Annotated in this window: 28 protein-coding genes and 1 tRNA gene; 4 read left to right on the top strand and 25 right to left on the bottom strand. The window is 72.6% G+C overall.

The features are described 5' to 3' along the window. Positions 1-18: 18 nt before the first annotated feature. The 17 genes from panC to dacB form a co-directional block, all read right to left on the bottom strand. Positions 19-900 carry a pantoate--beta-alanine ligase gene (gene panC, locus ABZ635_RS13235; protein ID WP_357763584.1) on the bottom strand — a complete coding sequence of 294 codons (882 nt, stop codon included), beginning with the start codon at positions 898-900 and terminating at the stop codon, positions 19-21. A 35-nt stretch (positions 901-935) separates the two neighbouring features. Continuing rightward, entirely contained in the window at positions 936-1,820 is an 885-nt protein-coding gene (locus tag ABZ635_RS13230; protein WP_357763581.1) for a DUF2520 domain-containing protein, read from the bottom strand. 163 nt (positions 1,821-1,983) lie between these two features. Then, positions 1,984-2,226, bottom strand: coding sequence for a hypothetical protein (locus tag ABZ635_RS13225; RefSeq protein WP_357763578.1), 243 nt, complete (start codon positions 2,224-2,226; stop codon positions 1,984-1,986). Positions 2,227-2,674: 448 nt separating this feature from the next. After that, positions 2,675-2,917, bottom strand: coding sequence for a chaplin family protein (locus ABZ635_RS13220; RefSeq protein WP_357763575.1), 243 nt, complete (start codon positions 2,915-2,917; stop codon positions 2,675-2,677). Positions 2,918-3,161: 244 nt separating this feature from the next. Next, complete coding sequence (locus ABZ635_RS13215; protein WP_357763573.1) at positions 3,162-4,598, bottom strand: PH domain-containing protein; 1,437 nt, start codon at positions 4,596-4,598, stop codon at positions 3,162-3,164. Positions 4,599-4,658: 60 nt separating this feature from the next. Next, positions 4,659-5,150 (bottom strand): PH domain-containing protein, encoded by a 492-nt coding sequence (locus ABZ635_RS13210; protein ID WP_357763731.1) that lies wholly within the window; start codon positions 5,148-5,150, stop codon positions 4,659-4,661. Positions 5,151-5,313: 163 nt separating this feature from the next. Next, positions 5,314-5,805, bottom strand: coding sequence for a DUF3180 domain-containing protein (locus ABZ635_RS13205; RefSeq protein ID WP_357763570.1), 492 nt, complete (start codon positions 5,803-5,805; stop codon positions 5,314-5,316). Further along, positions 5,795-6,346, bottom strand: coding sequence for a 2-amino-4-hydroxy-6-hydroxymethyldihydropteridine diphosphokinase (gene folK, locus ABZ635_RS13200; protein ID WP_357763728.1), 552 nt, complete (start codon positions 6,344-6,346; stop codon positions 5,795-5,797). The genes ABZ635_RS13205 and folK overlap by 11 nt, the downstream gene beginning before the upstream one ends. Continuing rightward, a complete protein-coding gene (gene folB / locus ABZ635_RS13195; protein ID WP_357763567.1) occupies positions 6,343-6,714 on the bottom strand; it encodes a dihydroneopterin aldolase in 372 nt (123 codons plus the stop codon). Before folB ends, folK begins: the two co-directional genes overlap by 4 nt. Then, complete coding sequence (locus tag ABZ635_RS13190) at positions 6,714-7,160, bottom strand: nuclear transport factor 2 family protein (RefSeq protein ID WP_357763564.1); 447 nt, start codon at positions 7,158-7,160, stop codon at positions 6,714-6,716. Before ABZ635_RS13190 ends, folB begins: the two co-directional genes overlap by 1 nt. Continuing rightward, entirely contained in the window at positions 7,157-8,062 is a 906-nt protein-coding gene (gene folP / locus ABZ635_RS13185) for a dihydropteroate synthase (RefSeq protein WP_357763561.1), read from the bottom strand. The genes ABZ635_RS13190 and folP overlap by 4 nt, the downstream gene beginning before the upstream one ends. A gap of 99 nt (positions 8,063-8,161) precedes the next feature. Continuing rightward, entirely contained in the window at positions 8,162-8,755 is a 594-nt protein-coding gene (folE, locus tag ABZ635_RS13180; protein ID WP_357763558.1) for a GTP cyclohydrolase I FolE, read from the bottom strand. Next, positions 8,752-10,755: an ATP-dependent zinc metalloprotease FtsH gene (ftsH, locus tag ABZ635_RS13175; protein WP_357763555.1), complete on the bottom strand. Its 2,004-nt coding sequence runs from the start codon at positions 10,753-10,755 to the stop codon at positions 8,752-8,754. The genes folE and ftsH overlap by 4 nt, the downstream gene beginning before the upstream one ends. Before the next feature lie 243 nt (positions 10,756-10,998). Continuing rightward, positions 10,999-11,553, bottom strand: coding sequence for a hypoxanthine phosphoribosyltransferase (hpt, locus tag ABZ635_RS13170; RefSeq protein WP_357763552.1), 555 nt, complete (start codon positions 11,551-11,553; stop codon positions 10,999-11,001). A gap of 98 nt (positions 11,554-11,651) precedes the next feature. After that, a complete protein-coding gene (gene tilS, locus ABZ635_RS13165) occupies positions 11,652-12,623 on the bottom strand; it encodes a tRNA lysidine(34) synthetase TilS (RefSeq protein WP_357763549.1) in 972 nt (323 codons plus the stop codon). Next, the gene (locus ABZ635_RS13160; protein ID WP_357763725.1) at positions 12,620-13,699 is read right to left on the bottom strand and encodes a zinc-dependent metalloprotease; all 1,080 of its coding nucleotides are present in this window, start codon (positions 13,697-13,699) and stop codon (positions 12,620-12,622) included. Before ABZ635_RS13160 ends, tilS begins: the two co-directional genes overlap by 4 nt. 116 nt (positions 13,700-13,815) lie before the next feature. Further along, the gene (gene dacB / locus ABZ635_RS13155; protein ID WP_357763546.1) at positions 13,816-15,162 is read right to left on the bottom strand and encodes a D-alanyl-D-alanine carboxypeptidase/D-alanyl-D-alanine-endopeptidase; all 1,347 of its coding nucleotides are present in this window, start codon (positions 15,160-15,162) and stop codon (positions 13,816-13,818) included. Between the two features lie 84 nt (positions 15,163-15,246). Here dacB and ABZ635_RS13150 point away from each other — a divergent pair, with 84 nt between their 5' ends. Next, positions 15,247-15,771, top strand: coding sequence for an inorganic diphosphatase (locus ABZ635_RS13150; protein WP_017542894.1), 525 nt, complete (start codon positions 15,247-15,249; stop codon positions 15,769-15,771). A gap of 64 nt (positions 15,772-15,835) precedes the next feature. Here ABZ635_RS13150 and ABZ635_RS13145 read toward each other — a convergent pair whose 3' ends face one another. Both ABZ635_RS13145 and ABZ635_RS13140 read right to left on the bottom strand, forming a co-directional pair. Continuing rightward, on the bottom strand, positions 15,836-16,423 hold the full coding sequence (locus tag ABZ635_RS13145; protein WP_357763543.1) for a sigma-70 family RNA polymerase sigma factor: 588 nt from the start codon (positions 16,421-16,423) through the stop codon (positions 15,836-15,838). 123 nt (positions 16,424-16,546) lie between these two features. Continuing rightward, positions 16,547-16,798, bottom strand: coding sequence for a hypothetical protein (locus ABZ635_RS13140; RefSeq protein WP_357763540.1), 252 nt, complete (start codon positions 16,796-16,798; stop codon positions 16,547-16,549). Between the two features lie 551 nt (positions 16,799-17,349). On the opposite strand from ABZ635_RS13140, the gene ABZ635_RS13135 reads away from it, so the two are divergent. Further along, the gene (locus ABZ635_RS13135) at positions 17,350-17,904 is read left to right on the top strand and encodes a hypothetical protein (protein ID WP_357763537.1); all 555 of its coding nucleotides are present in this window, start codon (positions 17,350-17,352) and stop codon (positions 17,902-17,904) included. A 31-nt stretch (positions 17,905-17,935) separates the two neighbouring features. On the opposite strand, the gene ABZ635_RS13130 is transcribed toward ABZ635_RS13135, so the two are convergent. Together ABZ635_RS13130 and ABZ635_RS13125 are read right to left on the bottom strand one after the other, a co-directional pair. Next, on the bottom strand, positions 17,936-18,325 hold the full coding sequence (locus ABZ635_RS13130; RefSeq protein WP_357763534.1) for a hypothetical protein: 390 nt from the start codon (positions 18,323-18,325) through the stop codon (positions 17,936-17,938). Positions 18,326-18,383: 58 nt separating this feature from the next. Beyond that, the gene (locus ABZ635_RS13125; protein ID WP_357763533.1) at positions 18,384-18,593 is read right to left on the bottom strand and encodes a hypothetical protein; all 210 of its coding nucleotides are present in this window, start codon (positions 18,591-18,593) and stop codon (positions 18,384-18,386) included. A 168-nt stretch (positions 18,594-18,761) separates the two neighbouring features. On the opposite strand from ABZ635_RS13125, the gene ABZ635_RS13120 reads away from it, so the two are divergent. Together ABZ635_RS13120 and ABZ635_RS13115 are read left to right on the top strand one after the other, a co-directional pair. Beyond that, positions 18,762-19,595, top strand: coding sequence for an exonuclease domain-containing protein (locus tag ABZ635_RS13120; RefSeq protein ID WP_357763531.1), 834 nt, complete (start codon positions 18,762-18,764; stop codon positions 19,593-19,595). Between the two features lie 71 nt (positions 19,596-19,666). Then, complete coding sequence (locus ABZ635_RS13115) at positions 19,667-19,822, top strand: hypothetical protein (RefSeq protein ID WP_357763529.1); 156 nt, start codon at positions 19,667-19,669, stop codon at positions 19,820-19,822. Positions 19,823-19,829: 7 nt separating this feature from the next. Here the strand turns inward: ABZ635_RS13115 and ABZ635_RS13110 are convergent, their stop codons facing one another. The 4 genes from ABZ635_RS13110 to ABZ635_RS13095 all read right to left on the bottom strand — a co-directional run bounded on the left by ABZ635_RS13110 (position 19,830) and on the right by ABZ635_RS13095 (position 25,762). Further along, complete coding sequence (locus ABZ635_RS13110) at positions 19,830-20,258, bottom strand: hypothetical protein (protein WP_357763526.1); 429 nt, start codon at positions 20,256-20,258, stop codon at positions 19,830-19,832. Positions 20,259-20,317: 59 nt separating this feature from the next. Then, a complete protein-coding gene (locus ABZ635_RS13105; RefSeq protein WP_357763523.1) occupies positions 20,318-23,686 on the bottom strand; it encodes a right-handed parallel beta-helix repeat-containing protein in 3,369 nt (1,122 codons plus the stop codon). 346 nt (positions 23,687-24,032) lie between these two features. Continuing rightward, positions 24,033-24,108 (bottom strand) — tRNA-Thr (locus ABZ635_RS13100). Positions 24,109-24,184: 76 nt separating this feature from the next. After that, complete coding sequence (locus tag ABZ635_RS13095; RefSeq protein WP_357763520.1) at positions 24,185-25,762, bottom strand: alpha/beta hydrolase; 1,578 nt, start codon at positions 25,760-25,762, stop codon at positions 24,185-24,187. Positions 25,763-25,858: the final 96 nt, after the last annotated feature.

The raw sequence follows: 25,858 nt of genomic DNA, 5'->3' as shown, positions 1-25,858 counted from the left end.
GTGGCGGGGAGGGGGCGGTCACGGCCGGAGGGTGACCGTCACGTTGTCGATGAGCCGGGTCGGGCCCACCCGGGCGGCGACGGCCAGGACCGCCTCGCCCCGGTGGTCGTCGGCGGCGTCGGCGAAGGTCGCCGGGTCGACCAGGGCGAGGTAGTCGAGCTCGACCGGCGGGACGGCCCCCGCGGCCTTGTCCAGGACGGCTTGGGCGGCCGCGCGGACCGCTTCGGCTCCCTCGGGGGCCGCGTCGGCTCCCGCCGCGAGCGCGCGCGACAGGGAGAGGGCGCTGACGCGGTCCCGCTCCGAGAGGTAGACGTTGCGGCTGGAGGAGGCCAGACCGTCGGGGTCGCGCAGGGTGGGGGCTCCGACGATCTCCACGGGGAGGTCGAGATCGGCGACCATGCGCCGGACCAGGGCGATCTGCTGGGCGTCCTTGGCCCCGAAGACCGCGAGGTCCGGGCGGACCAGCTGGAAGAGCTTGGTGACCACGGTGAGGACGCCGGTGAAGTGGCCGGGGCGGGAGGCGCCCTCCAGGCGGTCGCCCATGGCCCCGGCGTCCACGGTGACCATCTGCGGGCGCGGGTACATGGTGGCGGTCTCGGGGGCGAAGACCACGTCCACGCCCTCCTCGCCGCACAGGCGGGTGTCGCCGGGCAGGTCGCGCGGGTACCGGTCCAGGTCCTCGTCCGGACCGAACTGGAGCGGGTTGACGAAGACGCTGACCACGAGGGTGTCGACGCGTTCGCGGGCCAGGCGCATGAGGCTGCGGTGGCCGCCGTGGAGGGCCCCCATGGTGGGGACCAGCCCCACCCGGCCCGCGTCGGCCAGGGCGCGGCGGAGCTCTTCGGGGGTGCGAACGACGAGCGGGCCGCCGACGCGTGCGCGCGGAGCGGGGTCGGTCATGCTTCTCCTTCGTGGTGTGCCGGTGCCGCGACGGGTCAGCGGCGCAGGACGTCCAGCAGTCGGACGGCGTCCTCGGGCCTGAGCATCCCGGCGTTGATGGCGCGGTCGGCGGTGAGGCGGGCCAGCTCGACGTAGCTGGCCACGCTCTCGGGGGCGTGCTCGCGCAGCTGCTCGACGTGACCGGCCACGGTCCCCGCGTCGCCGCGCAGGACCGGCCCGCTGAGACCGTGGATTCCCAGGCGCAGGGCGTTGTCCAGGGCCGCGCTCAGCATGGGGGCGAGCATCCGTCCGGGTTCGGGGACCCCGGCGGCGCTGAGCAGGGACGCGCTGTCGGCGACCAGCGTGACCAGGTGGTTCGCCCCGCCGGCCAGGGCCGCGTGGTAGAGGGTGCGCTTGTCCTCGGCGATCCACACCGGTTCGGCGCCCATCTCGACCACCAGGGCCTCGGCGATGGGGCGGAGCTGCTCGGGCGCGGTCACCCCGAACGCGCAGTTCACGAGGCGTTCGACGTCCTCGTCGCGGCCGGTGAAGGTCATGGCCGGGTGCAGGGCCAGGGGGAGCGCGCCGACGACCGTGGCGGGGGTCAGGACGCCGTACCCGTGGGCGCCGCTGGCGTGGGCGAGGATCGTGCCACGCAGGTCCGTGCCGGTCGAGGCCAGGCCTTCGACGAGGTCGGGCAGGGCGTCGTCGGGGACGGTCAGCAGGACGAGGTCGCTGGCCTCCGCCACCTGGGCGGGTTCGAGGATACGGGCGCCGGGGAGCCGTTGCTCGACCCTGGCCCGTGAGGCGTCGGAGACCGCGGAGGCCGCCACGACCCTGTGGCCGGCCCGTGCCAGGGCGGCTCCCAGGACGGAGCCGACCCGGCCCGCCCCGATGACGCCGACGCGCAGGCGGGCGGGACGCCCCTCCGTCGTCTCCATGAACCGTGTCCCCTCGTGGTCCGGTGCGTCCGCTTCACTCCGCACCGCGCTCTGAGCACACGATAGCCCTCCCCGGGCGCTGACCAGCCGCCCCGCCCCCGGTGAGGGGGAGGGGCGGCCGGGTGTCCCGGGAGCGGCGGGCGAGGGGGCCCGCCGCCGGGGGTCACTTCTGGATGATGATCCCGGAGTTGAAGCAGGAGCCGAGGGACTGGCCGAGGACGGCGTTGGAGTTGCCGCAGCCCTCGTTCTCCGCCTCCAGGTCGTTGATGTAGGCGATGTTGCCGCTGGCGTTGGAGCCGTGGTTCGAGGTCCAGGCACCCGCGTGTGCCGAGGCGGGGGCGGCGGAGAGGAGGACCCCGGCGGAGGCGAGGAGCACGGCACCGGTGGCGAGCGTCTTCTTCAGCACTACTGGTCTCCTTCAGTGTCCGGGCGGGGGACCGACCGGACTCGTAGTGACTCTGGAGCGGCGTCCGGGGGGGCGCCGAGAGAGACGCTACCGACGAAGGAGCGGCGTGAACATGCGCTGAACTGCATTCATCACGGAACATCGTCGTCCCGTCACTCAGGGCGAGGGAACGTCCCGGGTTCGATCGGGGCAAAGTCGGGGACTTCGGCCTCCTCAGCGTGCGCACAGCGTCACCGACCTCGGGGATTGCAGTCCGCCTCCAACCCTGGTTCCGGGCGGTCACCGTGCCGGGGCGGGCCGTGTGCCCGGGGCACGGGAAAGGGCGCCACTCCATCGTCACGGAGTGGCGCCCCTGCGCGGAAAGCTCGCTGGCCCTGGACCGGGTCGGATCAGCCGGGACGTCTCCGGCCGGACACCCCCGCCCGGGCGGGCCGGGAAGTCAGACCTGCTACCAGTTCTTCACGGTGGCGCCGGAGTTGGTGCAGTTCGCCCCGGAGATGCCCAGGATGGAGATGGAGTTGCCGCAGACGTTGATCGGCGCGTCGACGTCCACCACGGCCTGGTTGCCGCTCAGGATGCCGCCGTTGCCGGAGGTGAAGACGTTGCTGTTGGCCATGGCAGGAGTGCCGGCGAACAGGACGCTACCAGCGGCAGCGGCGATGGCCGTGGCGGCGAAGGCCTTCTTCAGCATGTGTTTTCTCCCGTCAGACCGGCCAGCGGGGGCGCCAACCGGTCGATAACGTTGACGATGTGTATGACAGTGAACACTCAACGTGTTCACCACTATTTAGCCATACTCCGTCGCCGTACGTAGCCAGAACGCGAAAGTTTTTTGCGGTCCTGAACTGGAGGTATCACCAGGAGTGAGAAGACATGTCGGACTTGCGACCATGAACCGGAGCCCCAACACCCCCTCAATGTGACACACGCCACTCTCACGCCTCGGGGGTGTCGCCGCTCGCCCCCGCCGATGCACCACCCTCGTCCCGCCTGGTCACCGACCCTCCGTGCATGGTGGCCCGTGTCGCCCACCGTTCCGTTCCCGCGGACGGCACCCGCGCCCGTCTTCCGTACCGCGTCAGAGCGTCCAGGAGACGGCGCCCCTCGACCGCCTCCCGGCCCACCGCGCGCGCCGCCACCGGCCCCGGGGGCGTGTCCACGTCCACGGTGACCCTGCCCCTCAGCTGCGCGATCGGCCCGGCGGACAGCCGCAGCCCCTGCATCCGCTCCACCGGGACGACCTCCGTCACCCGGCACAGCGCCCCGCGCACGCTCACGAACAACCGCTCGTCCGCCCCCACCGCGTGCGGCAGCGGGGAGTGGTTCTCCACCAGCGGCACCCGCGCCGCCTCGCTGTCCGGGAACACCTCGTTCACCAGGGTGAAGGCCCTCCCCCGTGGCGCCACCGGCAACAGCACCGACGAGTCGCCCTGGCGCGCGCCCGCGTATCCGGCCACCGTCGCCTCGACACGGGCCACCCCCAGCGCCCGCCAGAGCAGTGGCTCCACCACCCGTACGGCCTGCACCCGACCGGGCGGCACCGTCTGCATCCGGCGCTGGAACATCCCGTACCGCAGCCGCAGCCCGTCGGAGGACGACGACGCGTAGAAGTCCGTGTAACGCGCCAACGGGCCCCAGTAGTAGCGCGACAGACCGAGGACCAGCGGAACCGCCCCGGCCAGCGCCCCCGGCTCGCCGAAGGCCGCGTACGCGGTGAGGAGCAGGAACAGCAGGACGAACGACAGCAGCACCGGGACACGGAAGGTCAGCGCCCCGAGGAGCAGGGGGAAGGGCAGCCGGTAGAAGGGCCACTCCGGCGCCTCGGGGGCGCGCCCCGGCAGACCGGCGGCGTGCGCCAGCACCGCGGCACGCAGCCGCTCGGCCACCTCGCGGCGCAGGAAGCGCAACCGGATGGCGCTCCCGTCGCCACCGGCCAGCTCCACCCGCAGCTCGGCCAGACCGAACACCTGCATCAGGAGCGGGCGCACCACGTCCACCGCCTGGAGGCGACTCAGCGGGATCTCGCGGGAACTGCGCAGGAGCAGCCCGCTGTGCACCACCAGGTGGTCCTCGCGCAGCCCGAAGGAGCCGTACCACCAGGCGGGCAGCGTGTACGCGAGCGAACCGAACACCACGGCCACGGCCAGGACGAACACCCACGCGATGCCGAACTGGGTGAGGATCGGGCCGATCAGCGCCACGAACACCAGGGTGACCCCGATGACCTGGAACGGGACGAGGAGCCAGTGCGACCGGAACACGCCCCGGGTGACGTCGTCCGCCGGGTCGTACCGCCGGGGCGGCGGCGGAGGCCCCCAGCCGCGCCGTGGCCACGCCCCCGGGCCCTGGGCGGTCGGTGGCGTCGGCGGCACGGACGGGTACGCGCCGTGCGGCCCGTGCGGTCCTGGTCCCTGCTGCGGTGGTCCGTGCACTTACAGCCCCGTGGAGAAGGTCTCGCTGCGCGCCGCGAGCCGGTCGCGCAACCGCACCGCGTCGGCCAGCGGAAGTCCCACCACCCGTGTGTCCGCCGTGCTCGCGGCGGTGCGCACCCGCACGGTCGCGATGCCCAGCGCCTGTTCCAACAGGTCGGTCGTGACGTCCACGACCTGCATCCGGCCGTAGGGGACGACCACCAGCTGCCGCACCAGCACCCCGAAGGTCAGGTACAGCTCGGCGGGCCCCTCCGCGTAGCCCCAGGAGCGCTGGAACCGCCCGGCGAGCGACCACAGCACGGCGGCGGCCCCCACCGACAGAGCCCCCCAGACGGCGGCCGACACGGTCTGTCCCCACAACAACAGGAGCAGCGCGCCGGCCGCGCCGACGGCCAGGCAGCCCGCGGCCGTCACCAGACGGCGGTACCAGGCCAGGGCGGCCGGAACCCGGGTCCAGGAGGTGTCCCCCGGGGCGGCGAAGGCGGCGTCCACGGGGCGGGGCGGCGGCTGGGCCCCCTCCGGCGGCGGTGTCGGTTCACTGGTGTCCACGGACTCAGTCAACCATCAGCGGACCGGACCCGCCCGAAACGGCTCGGCCGGAACCCGGACCGGTGCGTGACGTCCCCCTGCCGGTCGCGCCCCGCCAGCTCGGCTCCTACGCGTGGCCGGGAGTGTCGTCGCGGTCCGGGTCGTCGTCCTCCGGCACCCGGCAGGCGTGCTCCAGGTAGAGGGCGGCGGCCAACAGCAGACCGGCGGCCAGCGCCGTACCGAGCGCCGTCAGGAACACCTCGCGGTGGCTGGGCAGCTCCAACCGGTCGGAGGCGGCCAGGGCCGTACCGGCGAAGTACCCCGCCGCCAGCGAGGCGAACAGCGCGCTCGACTTGGCCAGGGCCAGCAGGCGGGCCGCGCTGAGCGGCTCCATCGGTTCGGTCCCCGGCGCGCGGCGGATGCGGCGCGCGGTCCGGCCCGCGGTGAACCCCTCCGCGAGGGCCAGCAGCAGCAGGGTCGGGACGGCCGACCACGGCATGAGCGGCAACCCGCTCACCGTGTTGGCGACCACCAGCCCCAGCAGGGCCCCCAGGAGTGCCAGCAGTGAGGGGACACGCCACCCCGTCGGCACGAGCGTGCCCCCGCCCTCACCGGACACCTACGGCCTCCCCCGGCAGCCGCAACCGCAGGTCGTCCCGGACGGTCAGCGCCTGTTCCCCCTCGGGGTCCGCCTCCTCCACCGAGGCCAGCAGGACCGCGACCGGCGCCCGGCCGGGCACGACCGCTCCGGGGTCCGTGTCCAGCCACGGGCGCAGCACGAACGCGCGCTCGTGGGCGCGCGGATGCGGCAGGGTCAGCTCCGGGTCGTCGTCGGTCAGGTCGCCGAAGGCGATCACGTCCACGTCCAGGGTGCGCGGCCCCCACCGGACCTCGCGCACCCGCTCGAAGGCGCGTTCGGCCGACCGGGCCGCCTCCAGCAGGTCGGCGGGCGTGCCCGTGGTGTCCACCACCAGGACGGCGTTGAGGAAGGCACCCTGGTCCGGACCGCCGACCGGCGCGGTCTCGTAGACCGGCGAGACCGCCACCGGGGTGACGCCCTCCCCCGCCGCCAGCAGGTCCACGGCGCCCTGGAGCGCCGCCCGCCGGTCCCCCAGGTTGGAGCCCAGCGAGAGCACAGCACGCGTCGCCGGCGCCCTCACCACGCGCCCCGCCTCCCCCGGGTGACGGTGACCGCGACGTCCGCGAACTCGTGCTCGATGGGCGCCGACGGTTTGTGCACCGTCAGTTCCACGCCCTCCACCAGGGGCTCGGCCAGGCACACACCGGCCAGCCGCTCGGCCAGGGTCTCGATCAGGTTCACCGGGTCGCCGGTGACCACGGCGACCAGCCGGTCGGCCAACTCCCCGTAGTGCACGGTGTCGCCGACGTCGTCACTGGCCGCCGCGGGGGCGGTGTCCAGGTACAGCACGGCGTCCACGAGGAAGTCCTGCCCCTCGCGGCGCTCGAAGTCGTACACCCCGTGGTGGCCGCGGGCCCGCAGGCCGCGCAGCTCGACGCGGTCCCGCATCACTCCTCGTCCTCCGCATCGTCGTCGTCCTCCATGAGCACCGGGGAGGCGTGGTGCGACCACAGCCGCCACCCCTGGTCGGTGTCGACGAACAGGTTGGTGGTGACCACCTGCCCGCCCGCCACGAACCCCGGGCTGCCGTCCTCCGCCGTGAGCACGTTCTCCTCACAGGTGACCATGGCGATGTCGCCCCCCACACCGATGTGCGTCTCCGTGAGCACGTACTGGATGTAGGTGACGTTGGCCATGATCAGCGACCAGGCGCGCATGATCTCGGTGCGGCCGCGCAACAGCGGCCAGCCGGGGTTGACGCACACCAGGTCGGGGGCCTCGTGCTCCTCCGCCCACACGGTGCGCATCAGGTCGATGTCGCCGTTCTCGATGGCGCTGTAGAACTGCGCGTTGGCCTCGGCGACGCGCTCCATGACCTCCTGGCGGGACTTCACGCGTCCCCCCGGCCCACGGTGTGGTCCCGGCCCTCGACGAGAGCGGCCCCGCCGTCCGACCAGGCCGCCGCCACACGTACCGCGTCGGCGTTCGGACGGACGTCGTGCACCCGCACCGCCCAGGCGCCGCGGTCGGCTGACAGGGTGGTCACGGCCGCGGTGGCGGCATCGCACTCGACGAAGGGGCGGTCCTCGCCCTTGGCGTCTCCGAGGAGACGGCTGAGGAAGCGTTTGCGTGATCCCGCCACCAGGACGGGACGGCCCAGTTCGTGGAACCGGTCGAGGTTCCGCAGCAGCGCCCAGTTGTGCGCCTGTTCCGGGCGCTTGGAGAATCCCAGTCCCGGATCAAGGACGATCTGACCGGGGTCGACACCTGCGCTGATCATGGCCTCCATACGGTCGCGGAGCTCATCGAGGACCTCCTGGACGACATCCGTGTACACGGCACGGCTCTGCATGTCATGACTATGCCCACGCCAGTGCATCAACACGTAGGCGACACCGGAAGATGCGACGAGTCGAGCCATCTCGGGATCGGCCAGGCCGCCGCTGACGTCGTTGACGAGCACGGCACCGGCCTCGACGGCGCTGGCCGCGACCTCGGCCCGCATCGTGTCGACGCTGACCGGGACCCCGCGCGCGGAGAGCTCGCGCACCACCGGTTCGATCCGGCGCAGCTCCTCCGGGGCCGAGACCCGTTGGGCGCCCGGGCGGGTCGACTCACCGCCCACGTCGACGATGTCCGCGCCCTCCTCGACGAGGCGCAGCCCGTGTTCGATCGCACGCTCGGGATCGAACCACGACCCGCCGTCGGAGAAGGAGTCGGGGGTGACGTTCACGACCCCCATGACCAGGCACCGCCCTCGGTCGGGCAGCCCCGGAAGTGTGTGTTTCGGCGCCATGCGCATCACCCTACGCGCACGCCGAGGGGCCGGGGGCACACGGCCCCCGGCCCCTCGGGTGGTGTGGGCGTCGACGCCCGACGCGCCCCCGGAGCGCGGTCAGCGCTGGTCGAGGATGAGGCTCATGACCTCGGAGCGGGTGCGGTCGCTGCTACGGAAGATGCCCCGCACGGCGGAGGTGACCGTCTTCGCGCCGGGCTTGCGCACCCCGCGCATGGTCATGCACAGGTGCTCGGCCTCCACGACCACGATCACGCCGCGCGGGTCGAGGTACTCCATGATGGCGTCGGCGACCTGCCCGGTCAGGCGCTCCTGCACCTGCGGCCGGCGCGCGTACACGTCCACGAGGCGGGCGAACTTGCTCAGCCCCGTGATCCTGCCGTGCGCACCCGGGATGTACCCCACGTGCGCGACCCCGAAGAACGGCACCAGGTGGTGCTCGCAGGTCGAGTACAGCTCGATGTCCTTGACCAGGACCATTTCCTCGTGGTCGGCCTCGAAGACCGTGGTGAGGACGTCACCGGGCTTCTGACCCAGACCGGAGAACTGCTCCTCGTAGGCCCGGGCGACCCGCTCGGGGGTCTTGGTGAGGCCGTCGCGGTCGGGGTCCTCCCCGATCGCGATGAGGATCTCCCGAACCGCGTGCTCGATGCGTTCGCGGTCCACGGGTCTGGCAGGCAGGTCCGAGCTCACGCCTGGTCTCCTTCTGTGTGGGTGGTCGGCTCCGGGTGCCGACCGTTGCTGGAGGGGCTCGGCACGTCGGAGCCGTTCAGCTCCGCCAGCTCCTTCTTGGAGCGGACCGGGGGCCGGTCGGAGGGCAGCCGCTTGCCGTAGCCGGTGTAGGAACCGCGCGCGGGGCGCTTGCGGACCGGCTCGAAGATCTCCAGCACCTGCGTCTTGGTGAGCGTCTCCTTCTCCAGGAGCTGCACCACGAGTTCGTCGAGGACGTCCCGGTACTCGACCAGGACCTCGTAGGCCTCGTCGTGCGCGGACTCGATGAGGCGGCGCACCTCCTCGTCGATGAGGGAGGCGATCTCCTCGGAGTACTCGCGGGCGTGGGACATCTCCCGGCCCAGGAACGGCTCGGTGTTGCCCGAGCCGAACTTGCGGGCGCCCAGGCGCTCGCTCATGCCGTACTCGGTGACCATGTTGCGGGCCAGGTTGGTGGCCTTGTCGATGTCGTTCCCGGCCCCGGTGGTGGGCTCGTGGAAGACCAGCTCCTCGGCCGCGCGACCGCCCAGCATCATGGCCAGCTGGTCCATCATCTGCGAGCGCGAGGTGAGGAACTTGTCCTCGGTCGGCACCGACATCGTGTAGCCGAGGGCGCGGCCGCGCGGCAGGATCGTGATCTTGTGGACCGGGTCGGCGTTGGGCAGCGCGTGGCCGACCAGGGCGTGACCGCCCTCGTGGTAGGCGATGACCTTCTTCTCGCGGTCCGACATCACCCGGGTCTTGCGCTCGGGGCCGGCCATCACGCGCTCGATCGCCTCCTCCAGGACGGCGTGGGTGATGACCTTGCTGTCCGCGCGGGCCGAGAGCAGCGCGCCCTCGTTGATGACGTTGGCCAGGTCGGCACCGGTCATCCCGGAGGTCTGGCGGGCGATGACGGCGAAGTCGACGTCATCGGCCATGGGCTTGCCCTTGGCGTGCACGGCGAGGATGTCCTTGCGGCCGTCCATGTCCGGGCGGTCCACGACGACCTGGCGGTCGAAGCGGCCGGGGCGCAGCAGCGCCGGGTCCAGGATGTCGGGGCGGTTGGTGGCGGCGATCAGGATGACGCCGCCCTTGACGTCGAAGCCGTCCATCTCGACCAGCATCTGGTTGAGGGTCTGCTCGCGCTCGTCGTGTCCGCCGCCCATGCCCGCGCCGCGGTGGCGGCCCACGGCGTCGATCTCGTCGATGAAGATGATCGCGGGGGCGTTGGCCTTGGCCTGCTCGAACAGGTCGCGTACGCGCGAGGCGCCCACACCCACGAACATCTCGACGAAGTCCGAACCGGAGATCGAGTAGAACGGCACTCCGGCCTCGCCCGCAACGGCGCGGGCCAGGAGGGTCTTACCGGTTCCGGGCGGGCCCATGAGCAGGACGCCCTTGGGGATCTTGGCCCCCATGGACTTGAACTTCTCCGCGTTCTGGAGGAACTCCTTGATCTCGTGGAGTTCCTCGATGGCCTCGTCGGCACCGGCCACGTCCTCGAAGGTGTTCTTCGGGGTGTCCTTGGTGATGAGCTTGGCCTTGGACTTGCCGAACTGCATCACCCGGGAGCCGCCGCCCTGCATCTGGCTGAAGATGAACCAGAAGATGACGATGATGATGATCAGCGGCAGGAGGCTGAACAGGGCCGTGGTCCAGATGGGCGTGGTCGCCACCGAGACCTCGTAGGACTTGAGGTTGGTGTCGGGCTTCTCGCTGGACTCCAGGAGCATGTCGGCCAGCTGCAGGCCCTGCCCCTCGACCCAGTAGGCCTCGTAGATGTCCTCGTCGACCGTGGTCAGCCGGATGCGCTGGTCGCGGTCGACGATCTCGGCGTTGTCCACCTGGTCCTGCTCGATGAGCTGGTAGACCGTCGAGATGTCCGCTTCCTCGGGCTGGGGCCCGGCGCCCACGTCGAACACGCGGAAACCGATGACGAGCATGAGGCCGACAGCCAGTAGCCAAATCCACGGGCCGCGGAAAAAACGCTTCAGATTCATGTGAGCGGAACCCTGTCGGGTCCGTCCCTCCTGACCAGGCCGCCCGCCCCAGAGGACTTTCCGAAGCAGGACCTATCGGACACGTGCTCCCTGCGAAAACGCCGGGATATTCGACGGTACACCTCGCCGTGCGGAGCGGGCACACCGCTCGGGCCGGTGACGGGGCCGTCATGAACCCAACGACGGCGACCCGTTCCGTTGTTCCCGCTGCCGCCGTGCGGGGCCCGCACGGCGGCCCGGACGCTACTTCTCGTAGACGTGCGGCGCGAGGGTGCCGATGAACGGCAGGTTGCGGTACTTCTCGGCGTAGTCGAGCCCGTAGCCGATGATGAACTCGTTGGGCAGGTCGAAGCCGATGTACTTGACGTCGAGGTCGACGTCGAAGGCGAGGGGCTTGCGCACCATGGTGCAGATCTCCACCGACCGCGGGCCGCGCGACCTCAGGTTGCCGACCAGCCAGGACAGGGTCAGGCCCGAGTCGATGACGTCCTCGACGATCAGGACGTCGCGGTCCTTGATGTCGGTCTCCAGGTCCTTGAGGATGCGCACGACACCCGAGGAGGTGGTCCCGGCACCGTAGGAGGACACCGCCATCCAGTCCATGGAGACGGGGGTGTGCAGTGCCCGCGCCAGGTCGGCCATGACCATGACGGCGCCCTTGAGCACACCGACGATCAGCAGGTCGCGGCCCGCGTAGTCGGCGTCGATCCGCTCTCCCAGCTCGGCCAGGCGCGTCCTGATCTCTTCCTCGGTGACCAGGACCTTCTCCAGGTCCTCGCCCATGTCCTTAGCGTCCACGCTCACGTCCTCGCTGCTGGGTTCCCCGTTTGCGGCAACCAGGATAAACGTGCCGAACGAGGCCACGGCGCCCGACCGGCTGTCCGGAGCCCGCCGCCTCAGCCCCCGAAGACGATCCGACCAGCGTCGCGACGCCCCCGAACCCCGCCGGGCAGGTCGATGTGGGCCTGTCCCCGCCACGCGGTGACGAGGCGATCCAGCTCACGTACGTGACGTGCGTTGAGGGCGCTGGCCGGGCACCCCGACTCCAGCGCCGCCCGGCGCAGCACCCGGGTGCGCAGCGCGGGTCCGGCCCCCTCCAGCACGCCCACGGCCAGGCCCGGGCCGCCCTCGCGGGCTCGTCCGTGCAGGTCGGCCGCGAGCGCGTCGAGGGTGTCGGCGTCCGCGCGCAGCAGGGTCGCGGTCCGGGCGAGGGCGGCCGCGATCCCCGGGCCCAGCGCGGCCTCCAGGGCGGGCAGCGACTCGTGGCGCACCCGGGACCGGGCGAAGCGGGGGTCGTGGTTGTGCGGGTCCTCCCACGGGCTCAGCCCCATGAGGGAGCAGGCCTCGCGGACGGTGGCGCGGTCCAGGTCGAGCAGGGGGCGCAGGTAGGCACCCGTGCGGGGGGCCATACCCGCCAGGGAACGGGCCCCCGACCCCCGGGCCAGACCGAGCAGCACGGTCTCGGCCTGGTCGTCGAGGGTGTGGCCGAGCAGGACCACCGCGGGCCGCAGCTCGGCCACGACGGCGTCGAGGGCGTCGTAGCGGGCCCGCCGGGCGGCGGCCTCGGGCCCGCCCGGCCCGCCCACACGCACGGCGACCGCGCGTACGGGGTCCAGGCCGAGGCCGCCCAGGACCTTGGCGACGGTCCCGGCGCGTTCGTCGGAGCCCTCCTGGAGACCGTGGTCGACGGTGACACCGCCCGCCGGCACCCCCAGTCGGGGGGCCTCGAAGGCCAGTGCCCCGGCCAGGGCCAGCGAGTCGGCCCCGCCGCTGCACGCGACCAGCGCCGTGGTGCCCTCGGGCAGCCCGGACAGCGCCCGCCGGACCGCCGAGCGGACGGCGGCCACGGCGGGGGGCGGCCCGCTCACTCGGTGATGGCTGCGGGGCGCACGACCCGTTCGATCCACTGGGAGGGGCTGCGGATCTCCTCCAGGGTGGGCAGGGTCTCGGGCGAGGTCCACACCCGGTTGAAGTCGGCCATGCCGACCTGGGCGACGACCTGCCGCACGAAGGCGGCGCCCTCCTCGTACTGCTTCATCTTCAGGTCCATGCCCAGGAGCTGGCGCATGATCCGGTCGAGCGGGTTGACGGTCTCGCGCCGCCGCTGGAAGCGGCTGCGGATGGTCTCCACCGAGGGGACGACGTCGGGCCCCACGGCGTCCATCACGTAGTCGCCGTGGCCCTCGGCCAGGCTCATGACGGCGGTGACCCGGTCCATCAGGGCGCTCTGCTCCGGGGTCTGGAAGGCGGTGAGGAGGTTGCCCTCGCCGCCGCGCACGGCGTCCGCCACCGCCTCGCCCGCCTGGCGCAGCCGGTCGATGAGGTCGGAGGCGTCCATCTCCGTGGACAACAGGAGTTCCCGCATGAGGTCCTGGACGTGCCCGCGCAGCCACGGCGTGGCCGTGAACTGCATGCGGTGCGTCTCCTCGTGCAGGCACACCCACAGACGGAAGTCGCGCGAGTCGACGCCCAGCTCGCGTTCGGTGTTGACGATGTTGGGCGCCACGAGGGTCAGGCGCCCGGTCGGCGCGTGGCCGTCCGGGTCCGGCGGCAGGAAGAGCTCGTACTGGCCGAGGACCCGCCCGGCCAGGTAGGCCAGGACCGCCCCGAGCTGCACCCCGGTGATCCGCGAACCGACCGCGCTGGTCAGGTTCCCTGCCGGGCCGTTGTTCAGCCGGTCGGCGCCCATCTGTTCCAGGACGGGTTCGAGTACCACCCGAAACCCGTCGACGTTGGCTCGAATCCACCCCGGACGGTCGACGATGACCGCGGGCCCCGAGGGTTCGAGGGGGTTCATTCCGGTGAAGTCGCGCACGTGCCCGGCGGCCACGGTGGAGAGCTCGCGCAACTGCACCACGGCCTGCCTCGCGTCGGACAGGTCCACCTGCGGCCCAGGGCGCACGAGGCGGACACCGGTGTTGACGGCTACGTCCCAGTCGATCACAGTCACACGGTCAGCCTACCCACGCGGCGCCCGGGGGCACGGGGATCAGGGCGGTATTTCAGGGCAGACCCCGAGATACCCCTGAGACCGCCCGATTCACCCTCCCCAGCCACGGGTCAGCCGCACCCGCACTGGCTGAGGGCGGCCGCCAGCGTGTCCAGCTGCGGGCCGGTGGCTCCGGGGCTGTTGGCCATCAGGGCGAACACGAACACGTTACCCTCCTGGTCGTGGATGGTCCCGGCCAGGGTGCTGACCCCGTCGAGCGTCCCGGTCTTGCCGCGCACCAGCCCCGCGGCCGCGTGGGAGCTGGAGTACTCCGAGTAGCGCCCGGCCAACGTGCCCGTGGAGTGGGCGGTGGGCAGACCGGTGACGGTGGCGTTGAGGCGCGGGTCGTCGGCGGCGGCCTTGACCAGCTGGACCAGGGCGCGCGGGGTGATGCGGTTCTCGGTGCTCAGGCCGCTGTTGTCGGAGAGCCGGACCCCCTCGATCCCCAACCCGTCCAGGACCCGCTCCGTGGCTGCGGCGGCCCCGGCGTGGTCGGGCTCCTCCCCGGTCTCCAGGGCGGTGATCCGGCCGAGGGACTCGGCCATGTTGTTGTCGCTGGCGAGCATCATGAACTCGACCAGGTTGCTCATGGGGGCCGAGTCAACGGAGGCGATCGGCTCTCCGGCGGCGCTGGCCTCCTCGGGGGAGTCCCGCACGCTCACGCCCGCCTTCTGCAACTGGTCGGCGAAGGCCTCGGCGGCCGCCAGCGGCGGGTTCGGGGAGCGCGTGGACACGTCGGGGTCGACCCTGCCGCTGTCGATCATCAGGGCGTGGATGGTGGCCGTGCTGCCCTCGGTGACGTAGTTGGGCTTCCACCCGGGAGCGGTGTCCGGACCGGTGAAGAACGAGTCGTCGTAGCCGACGGAGACGGTCTCCGCGCCGGTGGCGGCCAGGGCCGCGGCGGTGTCCCCGGCCAGCTCCTCCAGTGTGGCTACCTGCGGGTAGGCTGCGGAGTCGGCGGTCGCCGTCAGCATCACGTCGCCCCCTCCGCGCAGCACCACCCGGTCCTCCTCCGCGTCGAGGTACACCTCGGTGCGCAGCCTGTGGTCGGGGCCGACGGCGTCCAGGACGGCGACGGCCGTGGCGATCTTCGTCGTCGACGCCGGGGTCACCGGTGTGTCCGCGTCGCGCTCGAAGAGCGTCTGTCCGGTCACACCGTCCACGACGTAACCCGACAGGCCCTCCTCGAGCCCGGACGATGACATGGGATCATCAAGAATGTCCGCGATCCGACCCGGGTCCGCCGGGGTCGGGGACGTGGACGCAACCGCCGCCACGCCGTCGGCGCGCGTGACGGGGTTGGGCACCGCCGACAGCGGTCGTGCCTCGATCACGTCCAGGGCGACCAACCCGGTGATCAGCACGAATATGTTGAGCAGGGCCAGCGCGAGGAACACCTCGCCTCGTACCCGTCGCACCCGGGGACCTGCCTTCCGTCGGTGTCGCGGCCTGACGTTGTTAGTTATACGGCGACATTAGTCGCATTGGGAGCCGAGATCAGCATGGAATTCGACGTTACGATCGAGATCCCCAAGGGGGAGCGCAACAAGTACGAGGTGGACCACGAGACCGGTCGTATCCGTCTCGACCGCATGCTGTTCACCTCCACCACCTACCCCGCCGACTACGGTTTCGTCGAGGGGACACTCGGCGAGGACGGCGACCCCCTGGACGCCCTTGTCCTGCTCAAGGCCCCGACCTTCCCGGGCTGCCTGATCCGGGCGCGCGCCATCGGCATGTTCCGCATGCGCGACGAGGCGGGCGGTGACGACAAGCTGCTGTGCGTCCCGGCGACGGACCCGCGCCAGGAGCACCTGCGTGACATTCACCACGTGAACGAGTTCGAGCGCCTGGAGATCGAGCACTTCTTCACGGTGTACAAGGACCTGGAGCCCGGCAAGTCCGTCGAGGGCGCCAGCTGGGTCGGCCGCCACGAGGCCGAGCAGGAGATCATCGCGTCGGTGAAGCGCGCCGAGGAGGCCGGTGCGCACGGCGACTCCTCGCACATCACCAACGAGGACCAGTAGCAGGCGGTCCCGGTGCCGAAGGCCCGGACGGGTTCCTCCCGCCGGGCCTTCGCCGTGTCCGGGATCAGGAGGCCCCGGCGATCTGCGGCGCGTCCGTGCCCAGCTCGCGTCCCGGGTCCCGGGTCAGCGCGTACCCGGCCAGGGCCAGCACCAGCAGCGCGCACAGTACGGCGATGACGAAGGACAGTGGTGACACCGGCCCGTCGGCGAGGTTCCCGGAGACGGGGAGCCGGGGGAACCCGTCACGACCGAACCGGGCGGCGCGGGCCGCCACGTGGGTGCGGTACCCGGCCAAACCGGGCCCGCTCACCCCGTTGAGCACCCGCTCCCGGACCAGGTCGGTGCGCTCCGGCAGCAGCAGCGGCCGGGCGTCGCCGTGGACCCGGTGGTGCGCCAGGTGGCGGGCGCACTCGGCCTCGGCGAGGGCGTGCAGCCACTCCCTCAGCCGGTCGGTGTCGCGCAGGCGCCCGATGTGCGCGCGGGCGACGATCAGGGTGTCACGCAGGACGACGTGGGCGGCGTCCCGGTCGCGCAGGACCAGGATGCACCGCCGGTACAGCTCGTCCCCGTAGGCGTCGAGGAGCTTCGCGTAGGTGTCCGAGGTGTCGGCCCGGTCGAAGCGCAGGGCGTGCAGGAGGTCCCGGTCCGTCATAGACCTAGAATCTACGCCGCGCGCGGCCCCGCGCCCCACGGCTCGCCGCGAAGGACACCTTCCGTGCCCGGCGCCACCGGCTCCGACCTGCGCGGAGGAGGCCCGGCGCGGGCCGGTGTGACCTCAGTCCGATGTTTCCCGGGGCGGTCCCCCGGGGTCGTCCCGCCCTGCCGGGGGTTCGTCCCCGGCGTCCGTGAAGAGGAACCCCGCGTAGCGGGTGCGGGCCCACAGCAGCACGTGGGTGAGGGCGGTCAGGAAGGCGACCAGCAGCGCGGCCCCGGGGCCCAGGAATCCGAGCGCCATCACACCGGCGGCGACCACCACGAGGGCGCGCACCAGGACACGCGCCCACCGGCCCTGAGCCTCGGGGGTCAAGGCTGCCCTCTGGGGACGGACGGCTGCACTGCCACTCCTGTCGCTACGGCTGTTCTGGGGGATGGACTCCGGATCGGCGGACGCGCCGTGTTCTCGGGCTCCACATGTCACCACCACGGGACGCCGCCCGCAACACGTTCCGGGCGGACCGGTACGTGGTCCGACACGCACGATTCCCGGCGTTCGCTTGACGCGCCACCGACTTTGCTGGTCTCCTTACGTTCATGTATCCGCGCACCCGCACCGACGCCACGGCTCGTACGACCCCCTGGGTCTCCTGCCACCTGGCCCGTGCGGCGTGTCCGTGTTGTCGTCGCTGAGTCGTTTCCGAGGGGTCTGTCCCGACCGACCCCGACCGACCAGTCCGTGAGCGGCCTCCACCCTTCGGTGTGACCGGTCCGCGAGCGAACACCACCAGGGTGATTGTGCTCTCCGAACGTGCGTTCGGTGTGGCCGCCCCTGCCGCCCCGGTATCTCCGGGGCCCGTTGACGACACCCCCGCCGTCCCGGTCGCCGGACCGGGCAGCGTACACGTGAAGGATCTTCCCACGATGCCCCAGCAGGTCCTGGCCTCGACCTCCGTTCGTCCCGGAACCTCCCCGTCCGCGCCCGGCCCGCGCACCGCGTCGGTCTCCCTCGACGGGATCGGGGACGTGGTCGACGCCGGGCGCACCTCCGGCTACGCCCACCTGGTGGAACGCCGTCTGCCGACGGTGGGGCAGTTGGTCACCGCGGCGCGCGGCGCCGCCGCCTCGCTGCGCCGGCCGACCCTGTGGCCGACCCGCCGGGGCCGTTGGCAGCCCGCCCCGCGCAGCGCCCGCCGACACGTGGGCGGCCGCTTCCGGGTGACCACGGTGGCCCTCGAACCCAACAGCTTCGTTCCCGGTCCGGCCCGCCACTCCGACCACGCGCACGGCATGGAGGTACTGCACCTGGTCAGCGGGAGGGCCCACCTGATCACCTCCGGTGCCGACGGCCAGATGCGCGCCGCCGCCGAGTTGTCCGTCGGCCGTACCCGCGTGGTGGGGGGCGCCTCCCGGCAGGGCCACCACCACCTGGTGAACACGGGCGACGAGGTGGCCGTGGTGGTCCGGGTGAGCGTCTGAGCGTCTTCGTCTCCCGGAGCGGGGCGGGGGTTCACTCATCGTGCCCCCGACGCGGCTCGGCGGCGCGCAGTGCCCCGTCCACGGCCTCGACCGCGCGCAGGACCTCGGCCGTGCGCCGCCCCTCGGCGAGATAGGCGTTCATCACCTGGTCGAGGGCGTGCGGCGGAAGCCGGTCGCGTAGGTCCACGCGGGCCGTGCGGTACCCCTCCCGGGCCGCGTCCAGTGTCGCGGCGACGTACTGGCGCGCCAGCCGGGAGAGCGCCAAGGGATGGCGGCGCAGGACCCCGTGCAGCCGGTAGTCGGCGGGCACGTGATCGAACAGCCACTCCAGGGCCGTCTGCTCGAAGGAGTCCGACCCGGGTGGGTGCACACTCGCGGGCCAGTCCGATGTCAGGGACTGATCGGGCATGCCCCCCAGCATACCCGCTGTTCGAAAACGTGTTCGATATCCACAGCCCGGGAATCGTGTGGCCCTCCGGTCATTCGGGGGTGTCGGCCTGTTCCTTCTCCTCCGCCGTACGCCTCTCCAGCTCCACGCGGATGGCCTGTTCGGCCGCGTCCACGGCGGCCCGCGCGGTGATCGCGTTGGTGTGCGCCCGGTCCAGTTCCTCCAGCAGGATGCAGTCGAACGCGACCCGCGCGTCGTGGATGGTGGCTTCCAGCTGACGTGACGCCTCTTCCAGACTCATGCCCCTTCACCTCCCCCGAAAAGGGCATCCGCACACACCCGTCCCCTGTGTCCCGCCCCCCATCCACCCCGGGACGCCACCCTCCGCGCCTACGATGGACTCGAATCGCCGCTGTTCACAGCGGTGGAGAGGCAGGAACCGGGGCCCGCCCGGTCGGGGGAGGAACCCATGCGCAACCGCTACGCCGGTACCTGTGTCACCTGTTCGGTCCGGGTCGTGGCCGGGGAGGGGTTCGTCGTGAAGGGCGCGGCGCGCTGGCTCACCCACTGTGCCGAGCACGAGCCCCGCCCGGTTCCGCCCGCGCGCGGCGACCATCCCGGCTGGCACACCTCCGACCTGCTCGGGTTCGACACCGAGACCTCCTCCCCCGACCCCGCCACGGCCTTCCTGGTGTCGGCCGCCGTCACGGACGCCAGGGGCGGTCGGCGCACCTGGCTGATCGACCCCGGTGAGAAGGAGATCCCCGCCGGGGCGGTGGCCGTGCACGGCGTCAGCGCCGAGCGGGCGCGCGCCGAGGGGCGCCCCGCGGCGGAGTGTCTGGAGGAGCTCACGAAGGTGCTGGCCGAACACCTGGGGCGGGGGCTCGGACTGGTCGTGTTCAACGCGCCGTTCGACCTCGCCGTACTCGACGCCGAACGGCGCCGCCACGGCCTGAGCCCGCTCGCCGAGGCCCTCGGGCGTCCGCCGGAACCGATCGTGGACCCGCTGGTGATCGACCGGGCCGTGGAACCCTATCGACGCGGCAGGCGCACACTCAGTACCCTGTGCGAGTACTACGGGGTGCCCCTGGAGTACGCGCACACCGCGGAGGGCGACGCCCGGGCCGCGTTGGCGCTGGCCGGGGAGATCGGTGCCCGCCACCCTGGGACCGCCTCCCTGGCCCTTCCGGAACTGCACGACCGGCAGGCGGAGTGGGCCCTGGAACACGCCCGGGGACGGCAGGAGTGGCTCGACCGGGAGAGGCCCGACCACGGGACCGTGATCGACGGCACCTGGCCCTGAACGGGGCCGACGGCTTCGGGGAGCGGGTGGCGGGGTAGGTCTTCCGGCGACGCCGACACCTGGGAGTCCTCATGCTCTACCTCGTCCTGATCCTGCTCGCCGTCTGGCTGCTCCTCGCCATCATCGGGATCGTGGTCAAGGGGTTGTTCTGGCTCGCGGTGATCGGCGGCCTCCTGTTCGCCGCGACCGCCGTCTGGGGCTGGGTCCAGAACCGCCAGCGGCTCTGAGCCGCGGTCAGGGCTCCAGAGCGGGCCGTTCCTCGCCGCCCAGACCGCGCACGAGCCCGCGCGCCCGGCGCTCGTCCCCGCCGAGGCGCTCCCGCACCATCCGCACCGCGTCGTCGGTGCGGCCCAGCGCGACGAGGTCGCGCACCCGCGCGCGCAGGTCTCCGGGGAGCGCGTCGGACGGCGGCCCGTTGCCGGGCCGGTCGTCGGGACCGGTGTCCGGCGCCCCGGCGGACGGTGCCGGGCGTGCGTCGGCTCCGCCTCGGACCGGCACGTATCCGCCCACGTGCGGGTCGGGCACGGCCCTCGGGGGCGGTTTGGGCTCCGGGACCTCCGCGCGTGCCTCCATGTGGGCCAGGACACCGCGCAGGGCGTAGGAACCCCCGCCGAGCACGACCACGGCCCCCAACAGGGCGAACAGCATGAACATCAGGCTCATACCGCCCACCTACCCACACATCAGACACAACAGGCACAACACTCCGTCACGCGGAGTCATCATTGCGCCAAGTCGGGACCCCCGTCCAGGAGGTCCTCCGGCAACAGGGTCTGGAGTTCCACCACGTCCGGACTGTCCCCCGACAGCGCCGCCGCCTCGATCCGCCGCGCCTGCACACGCAGACTGGCCTCGAACAGCGCCCGCACCCGGTGGCCGTTGCCCTCGGCGAAACCGTCGGCGTCCACCCCCAACGCCGCCGCGAAGGCCCGCCGTGTCCGCTCCGGGACCCGCAGGTCGGCCCGCTCGGCCATCGCCACGAAGAGGTCCGTCAGCTCCTCCCTGCCGTAGGGGGAGAACTCCACCGTCCGCGAGAACCGCACGGCCAGCCCCGGATGGTCGGCGAGGAACCCGGCCACCCCCCGCGCGCGGCCGGACACGACCACCACGACCTCGTCCCGGTGCTCCTCCATGAGCCGCGCCAGGGTGTCGGCCACGTCCTGCCCGACCCCGCTCCCGCCGCCCGGGTCCCGGATCAGCAGGTCGGCGTCGGACAGCAGCAGCAGGCCCCCGCGCGCCCGCTCGAACAGGGAGCGCGTGCGCCGCGCCACCCTCCCCGGCCCCCGCTGCCCCGGCGGCCCCGCCAGACGCGCCGGAGAGGCCTCCACCACGTGCCCCCGGGCGAGGACGCCCAGTGCGGCCAGCAGTTCGCCGTAGAGGCGCGCCACCGTGCTCTTGCCCGTTCCCGGCGGCCCCTGGAACAGCAGGTGCCGTGCCGCCGGGGGCCGTCCCCGCGCCGCACCGGCCCGGCGCAGGAGCTCGGCCATCCCCCGCACCTGGCGCTTGGCCTCGTCGAGCCCCACCATGGCGTCCAGACCGGACAACAGGGCGTTCACCCGGGCGCCGTCCACCGTCCGGTCCGCCCCCTCGACGGGCCCGGCCACCGCGCCGGACAGGTCGTCGGGGCGGAGCAGGGTGAGGTCCGCGACGGTCTGGTAGCCACCCGCCGTGATGCGCTCGGACTGGGCCCGGAGCGCCTCCTCGAACACGGCGCGCACCTCCCGGCCGTGGCCGAACGACTCCTCCGAGGACCTCTTGCGGAAGTGGCGGAGCAGGAGCTCGCGCGTCCCCTCCCCCAGGGTGAGGCCGTGCGCCCCGGCCATGGCCTCGAAGATCCCGCCGAGCTGCTCCGAGGAGTAGCCGTCGAACTCGACCGTACGGGCCACCCGGGACCGCAGCTCCGGGCAGGCGTCGAGCAGGGACCGCATCCCGCCCGGCGTTCCGGACAGGACCACGACCACCTCGCCACGGAGCTCCGCCATGAGCCCGGCCAGGGCGTTGGCCGCCTCCCGCCCCGGGCCGTCACCACCCCGCCCCAGCACGGACGCGTCCGCCACGAACAGCACGCCGCCCCGGGCACGCTCCACCACGGCCTCCGTCCCGCGCGCGGTGCCGCCGTGGTCGGCCGCCAGGTCGTCCCCGGTCACCGTCACGAAATGCCCCTGGCCGAGCAGCCCCAGGGAGCGCAGGATCTCGCCGTACAGCCGGGCCACGGTCGCCCGCCCGGACCCCGGGGGCCCGGCCAGCACCAGATGGCGGCTGATGTTGAGCGGCGGGAGCCCCGCCTCCACCCGTTTGGCGCTGACCATCTGGATGTTGACGAGCGCGCGGACCTCCTTCTTCACCCGCGCCAACCCCACCAGCCCCTCCAGTTCGGCGAGCAGCGCCTCCAGCGGGCGGGCCCGGTCCCGCACCACCGCGTCACCGGGCTCCTGCGCGGCCGACCCGCCCTCGTCGGAGCGGCCCCCCGTCCCCGCGACCCGGGCCGCGGCGCGGTCCCCGCTCCCGCCCTGGTCGAGGTCGCCGCCCCGGTTGCCGCTGAAGGTGCTCTCCTCCAGGTACACCGAAGCGCTGTCCGCGGCCCACAGGCCCTCCTCGTCGTTACCGGTCACGGTGCAGCGCACCAGCCGCACGCGACCGCCCTCCTCCACCATCACCCCGTCGCCGCGACCGTCCCGGATCGCGGTGTCCTCCAGAGCGGCCACTCCGCCCTCCCCCACCCGGATACCGCGCTCCCCGCTCCCCGACAGGGTCGAGGAGTGCACCGAGACATGGCCGCCCTGGACGTAGACGGCGTCCTCACCGCAGTCGGACAGGTCGGCCTGGTGGAGCTGGACCTCGGTGCCGTCGAGGATGTTCAGGCCGTCCTCGCGGGCGTCCCGCAACACCATGCCGCGCACCGTGAGCGTGGCGTCCTCCCGGCTGTGGATGCCCGAACCCACCTCGTGGCCCACGATGTCCTCGAAGTGCCCCCGGCCGCCCACCACGATGGCCATCGGGCCGTGCCACCGGCTCACCCGGAGGTCGCTCACCTCGAACCGGGAGCGGACCGAGGCGATGGCGCCGCGCTCCTCCACGCCGCTCTCCGACACCGACATCCCCGCGACGGTGACCCTGGCACCGTCCGCGATGAGCAGTGCGGCCTTCCCGATCCGGCTGCACCGCAGGTCGGTGACGTCGGCCTGTCCGCCGTCCACGAGCACGGCGTCCGTGACGGTCCCGGTCACCGTCAGCCCCCGGACGGTGAGCCGCCCGCCCTCGACCGCCACACCGGTGCGCGTGGCTCCGGTGATCTCGCAGTCGTTCAGGGTGCCCTCGGAGTCCCCGTGCACGAAGAACGCGTCGGTGTCCTCCTTGCGGGCGTCCTCCACCACCATCCGGGTGAAGGTGGCCTTCGAGCGCTCGTAGACCCGCACCGGCCAGTCGTAGGAGCCGGTGACCCTCAGGTCCGTGAACTCCGCGCGCGCCCCGTCGCGCACGTACACGCCGCCGCCGTCCACCAGGGCGCAGTCGGTGAACTCGGGGGACGCGTCCGCCACGTACAGGGTGTGCCAGTCGTCGTGCGTCCCGGTGAAGAGCGTCCCGCTGACCTTGGGGCTGCACCGGCCCTGGACGGCGATCACCGCCCCGGCGAAGTAGCACTCCCGGACGCTGCCCTCGCTGCCGTCCCACAGCAGCCCGCTCTCCTCGAACCGGCAGCCGACGATCTCCGCCCGGGCGCCCACGACGTTGACCCGCCGGGGCGCGGTGAAGACGCAGTCCGCCGCCCGGAGCCGGGCCCCGCGCTGTACGTACAGCGGCGGATACTCCTCGGAGGAGCTACGCACCGAGATCCCCTCGAGTTCCAGACTGCCGCCCTCGTGCACGTTGAACACGTTGGTCTCGCCGCTCGCGACCACCGTCACGGTCCCGGCGCCCTCGTCGGGGGTCACGACCACCCGCCCGCGCACGCCGATGACCAGCGGCTCCACGTACTCGCCCGGGGCGACGCGCAGGTGCAGGTCGGCACCGGCGTGACGGTGGTCCCGGACCGCCTTCCCGAGCGAGGGGGTGGCGGCGGGATCTGTCTTCGAGACGCGGACCGTGATCATGCATCGACTCCCATGGGGGTATCGCCCCGGCGCCGCGCCGGAGGGTCTGCGATAGGTACCGTATCCACCTGGGAGGCCGGGAACCCGGGACGACGCACAGTCCTGTGGCCAGGGTCGGTCAGAAACCTTCGGACCGCAGGTCGAAGGGCCCCCTCACCGACGCGTCCGCGGGCGACCGGGGAGGAGGGAGCACGTCCCGATCGGGGCGCCCGCCCGGGCGGGTCACCGCACCGCCCGGCCGCGCCCGCCCGGGTGCCGGGGACGCTCGGGCCGCGCCACCGCCCGCGGTGTTCCGAGGGGTGGCCACAACGCGAAACGCCACCCCGGACCGGGGTGGCGTTCTGGCTGGAGCCGCCTATCGGAATCGAACCGATGACCTATTCATTACGAGTGAATCGCTCTGCCGACTGAGCTAAGGCGGCACACCGCCACGCGGTACGCGTGGCGAGGCAGGAACCAGTCTAGCGCCTCCGGCGAGTGGCGCGAACCGGGTTTTCGCTACCCCGCCTCCTCCACCAGGTGGCTGGCGCAGGCCATACCGTCGTCGGGCACGGTCAGTTCGAGCAGGTACTCGTCCACGACCGCGTCCACGCAGGCGTCGCCCATCCGGTAGCCGGTGTGGCCGTCGCCGTCGCGGGTGACCAGGAAGCCCGAATCCAGCTGGTCGGCGAGCGCCTCGGACCAGGCGTAGGGGGTGGCGGAGTCACGCGTGGTGCCCACCACCATGATCGGGTCGGCGCCGACGGCGTTGAGCTCCCCCAGCGGAGCCACCGCCTCCTCCGGCCAGAACGCACAGGTCAGCGCGCCCCAGGCCAGCATCGGTCCGAACATCGGGGACTCCTCGGCCGCCTCGGCCGCCGCGTCCGCGTAGGCCTCCACGTCCCGGGGGGCCACCGAGTCCGAGCAGTTCACCGCGGTGAGCGCGGCGGTGGAGTTCTCGTACTCGTCCGGGTCGGCGCGCCCGTACAGGTCGTCGCCGAGCAGGAGCAGGCCGGTACCGTCGCCGTCCTCCTTCGCGTCGGTGAGCGCCTCGCGCACGCGCGGCCACCAGTTCTCCGTGTACAGGGCGGCGAGCACGCCGAGTTCGGCGCGGGCCCGGTTGACCTCCCGGCCGTCACCGGTGGAGTTGGCCAGGGGCTCCTCGGCGGCGCCCGCCAGCAGCTCGTCCAGGGCGGCCACGCCCTCGTCCACGGTGCTCCCCCGGGCGCCCAGCGGGCAGTCGGGTCTGGTGAGGCAGTCCTCCACGAAGGAGCGCAGCGCCGTCTCGAAGCCGGTGGCCTGTTGCACGCTCACGGTGAGCTGGTCCTGGCTCGGGTCGACGGCGCCGTCGAGCACCAGGGCCCGCACCCGTTCCGGGAACTGCTCGGCGTACTGCGCGCCGATGTGGGTGCCGTAGGAGGCGCCCAGGTAGGTGAGCCGCTCGTCCCCGAGCAGACCGCGCAGCACGTCCATGTCGCGGGCGACGTCGGCGGTGCCGATGTTGCGCATGAGGTCCGGGTCGTTCTCCTCGCAGGCCTCGACGAACGCCCGGCTGTTGGCCTCGATCTCGGCCAGCCCCTCGGGACCGAGGTCGGCGAGGTCGTCCGCCCCCTCGCCACCGCCGTAGTCCGTGCCCAGGAACTCGTCGATCCCCTCGGCGTCCAGACAGGTCAGCGGGGTGCTGCGGCCCACCCCGCGCGGGTCGAACCCGACCACGTCGAAGCGCTCCCGCACCGCCTCGCTCACGGTGTAGGGCGCGTGGTCCACGAAGTCGTGGCCGGAACCGCCGGGGCCGCCGGGGTTGACCAGGAGCGAGCCGGTGGCGTCCCCGCCCGTGGCGGGCAGGCGCTTGACCGCGATCTCGATCCGCTCGCCGTCGGGGTCGTCGTAGTCCAGCGGCACCTCGAAGACGGCGCACTCGCTGTCGGGCAGACCGGTCTCGCACTCGTCCCAGGCCAGCACCTGCTCGGCGATCTCCACCGGGGCGCCGTCCCCGCCGTCGCCGGTCGCGTCGTCGTCACCGCCGACCGTACAGCCGGAGACCACCACCGTCCCGGCGAGCAGTACCGCCCACGGACCCCGATACCTCGTGCCCACCCGTAACCGCCTTCACTCGAATCCCGTGACCGCCGAACACCCGTGCAGGGAGGCGGACCCGCTCCCGGACCGCCGTACCGGTCGGGTCGCGCCCCG

It is taken from the genome of Nocardiopsis sp. NPDC007018 (genome assembly GCF_040635075.1).
Lineage (GTDB): Bacteria > Actinomycetota > Actinomycetes > Streptosporangiales > Streptosporangiaceae > Nocardiopsis.
The sequence above is the reverse complement of the archived record's forward strand: the minus strand, read 5'-3'. Positions and strand labels throughout refer to the sequence as shown.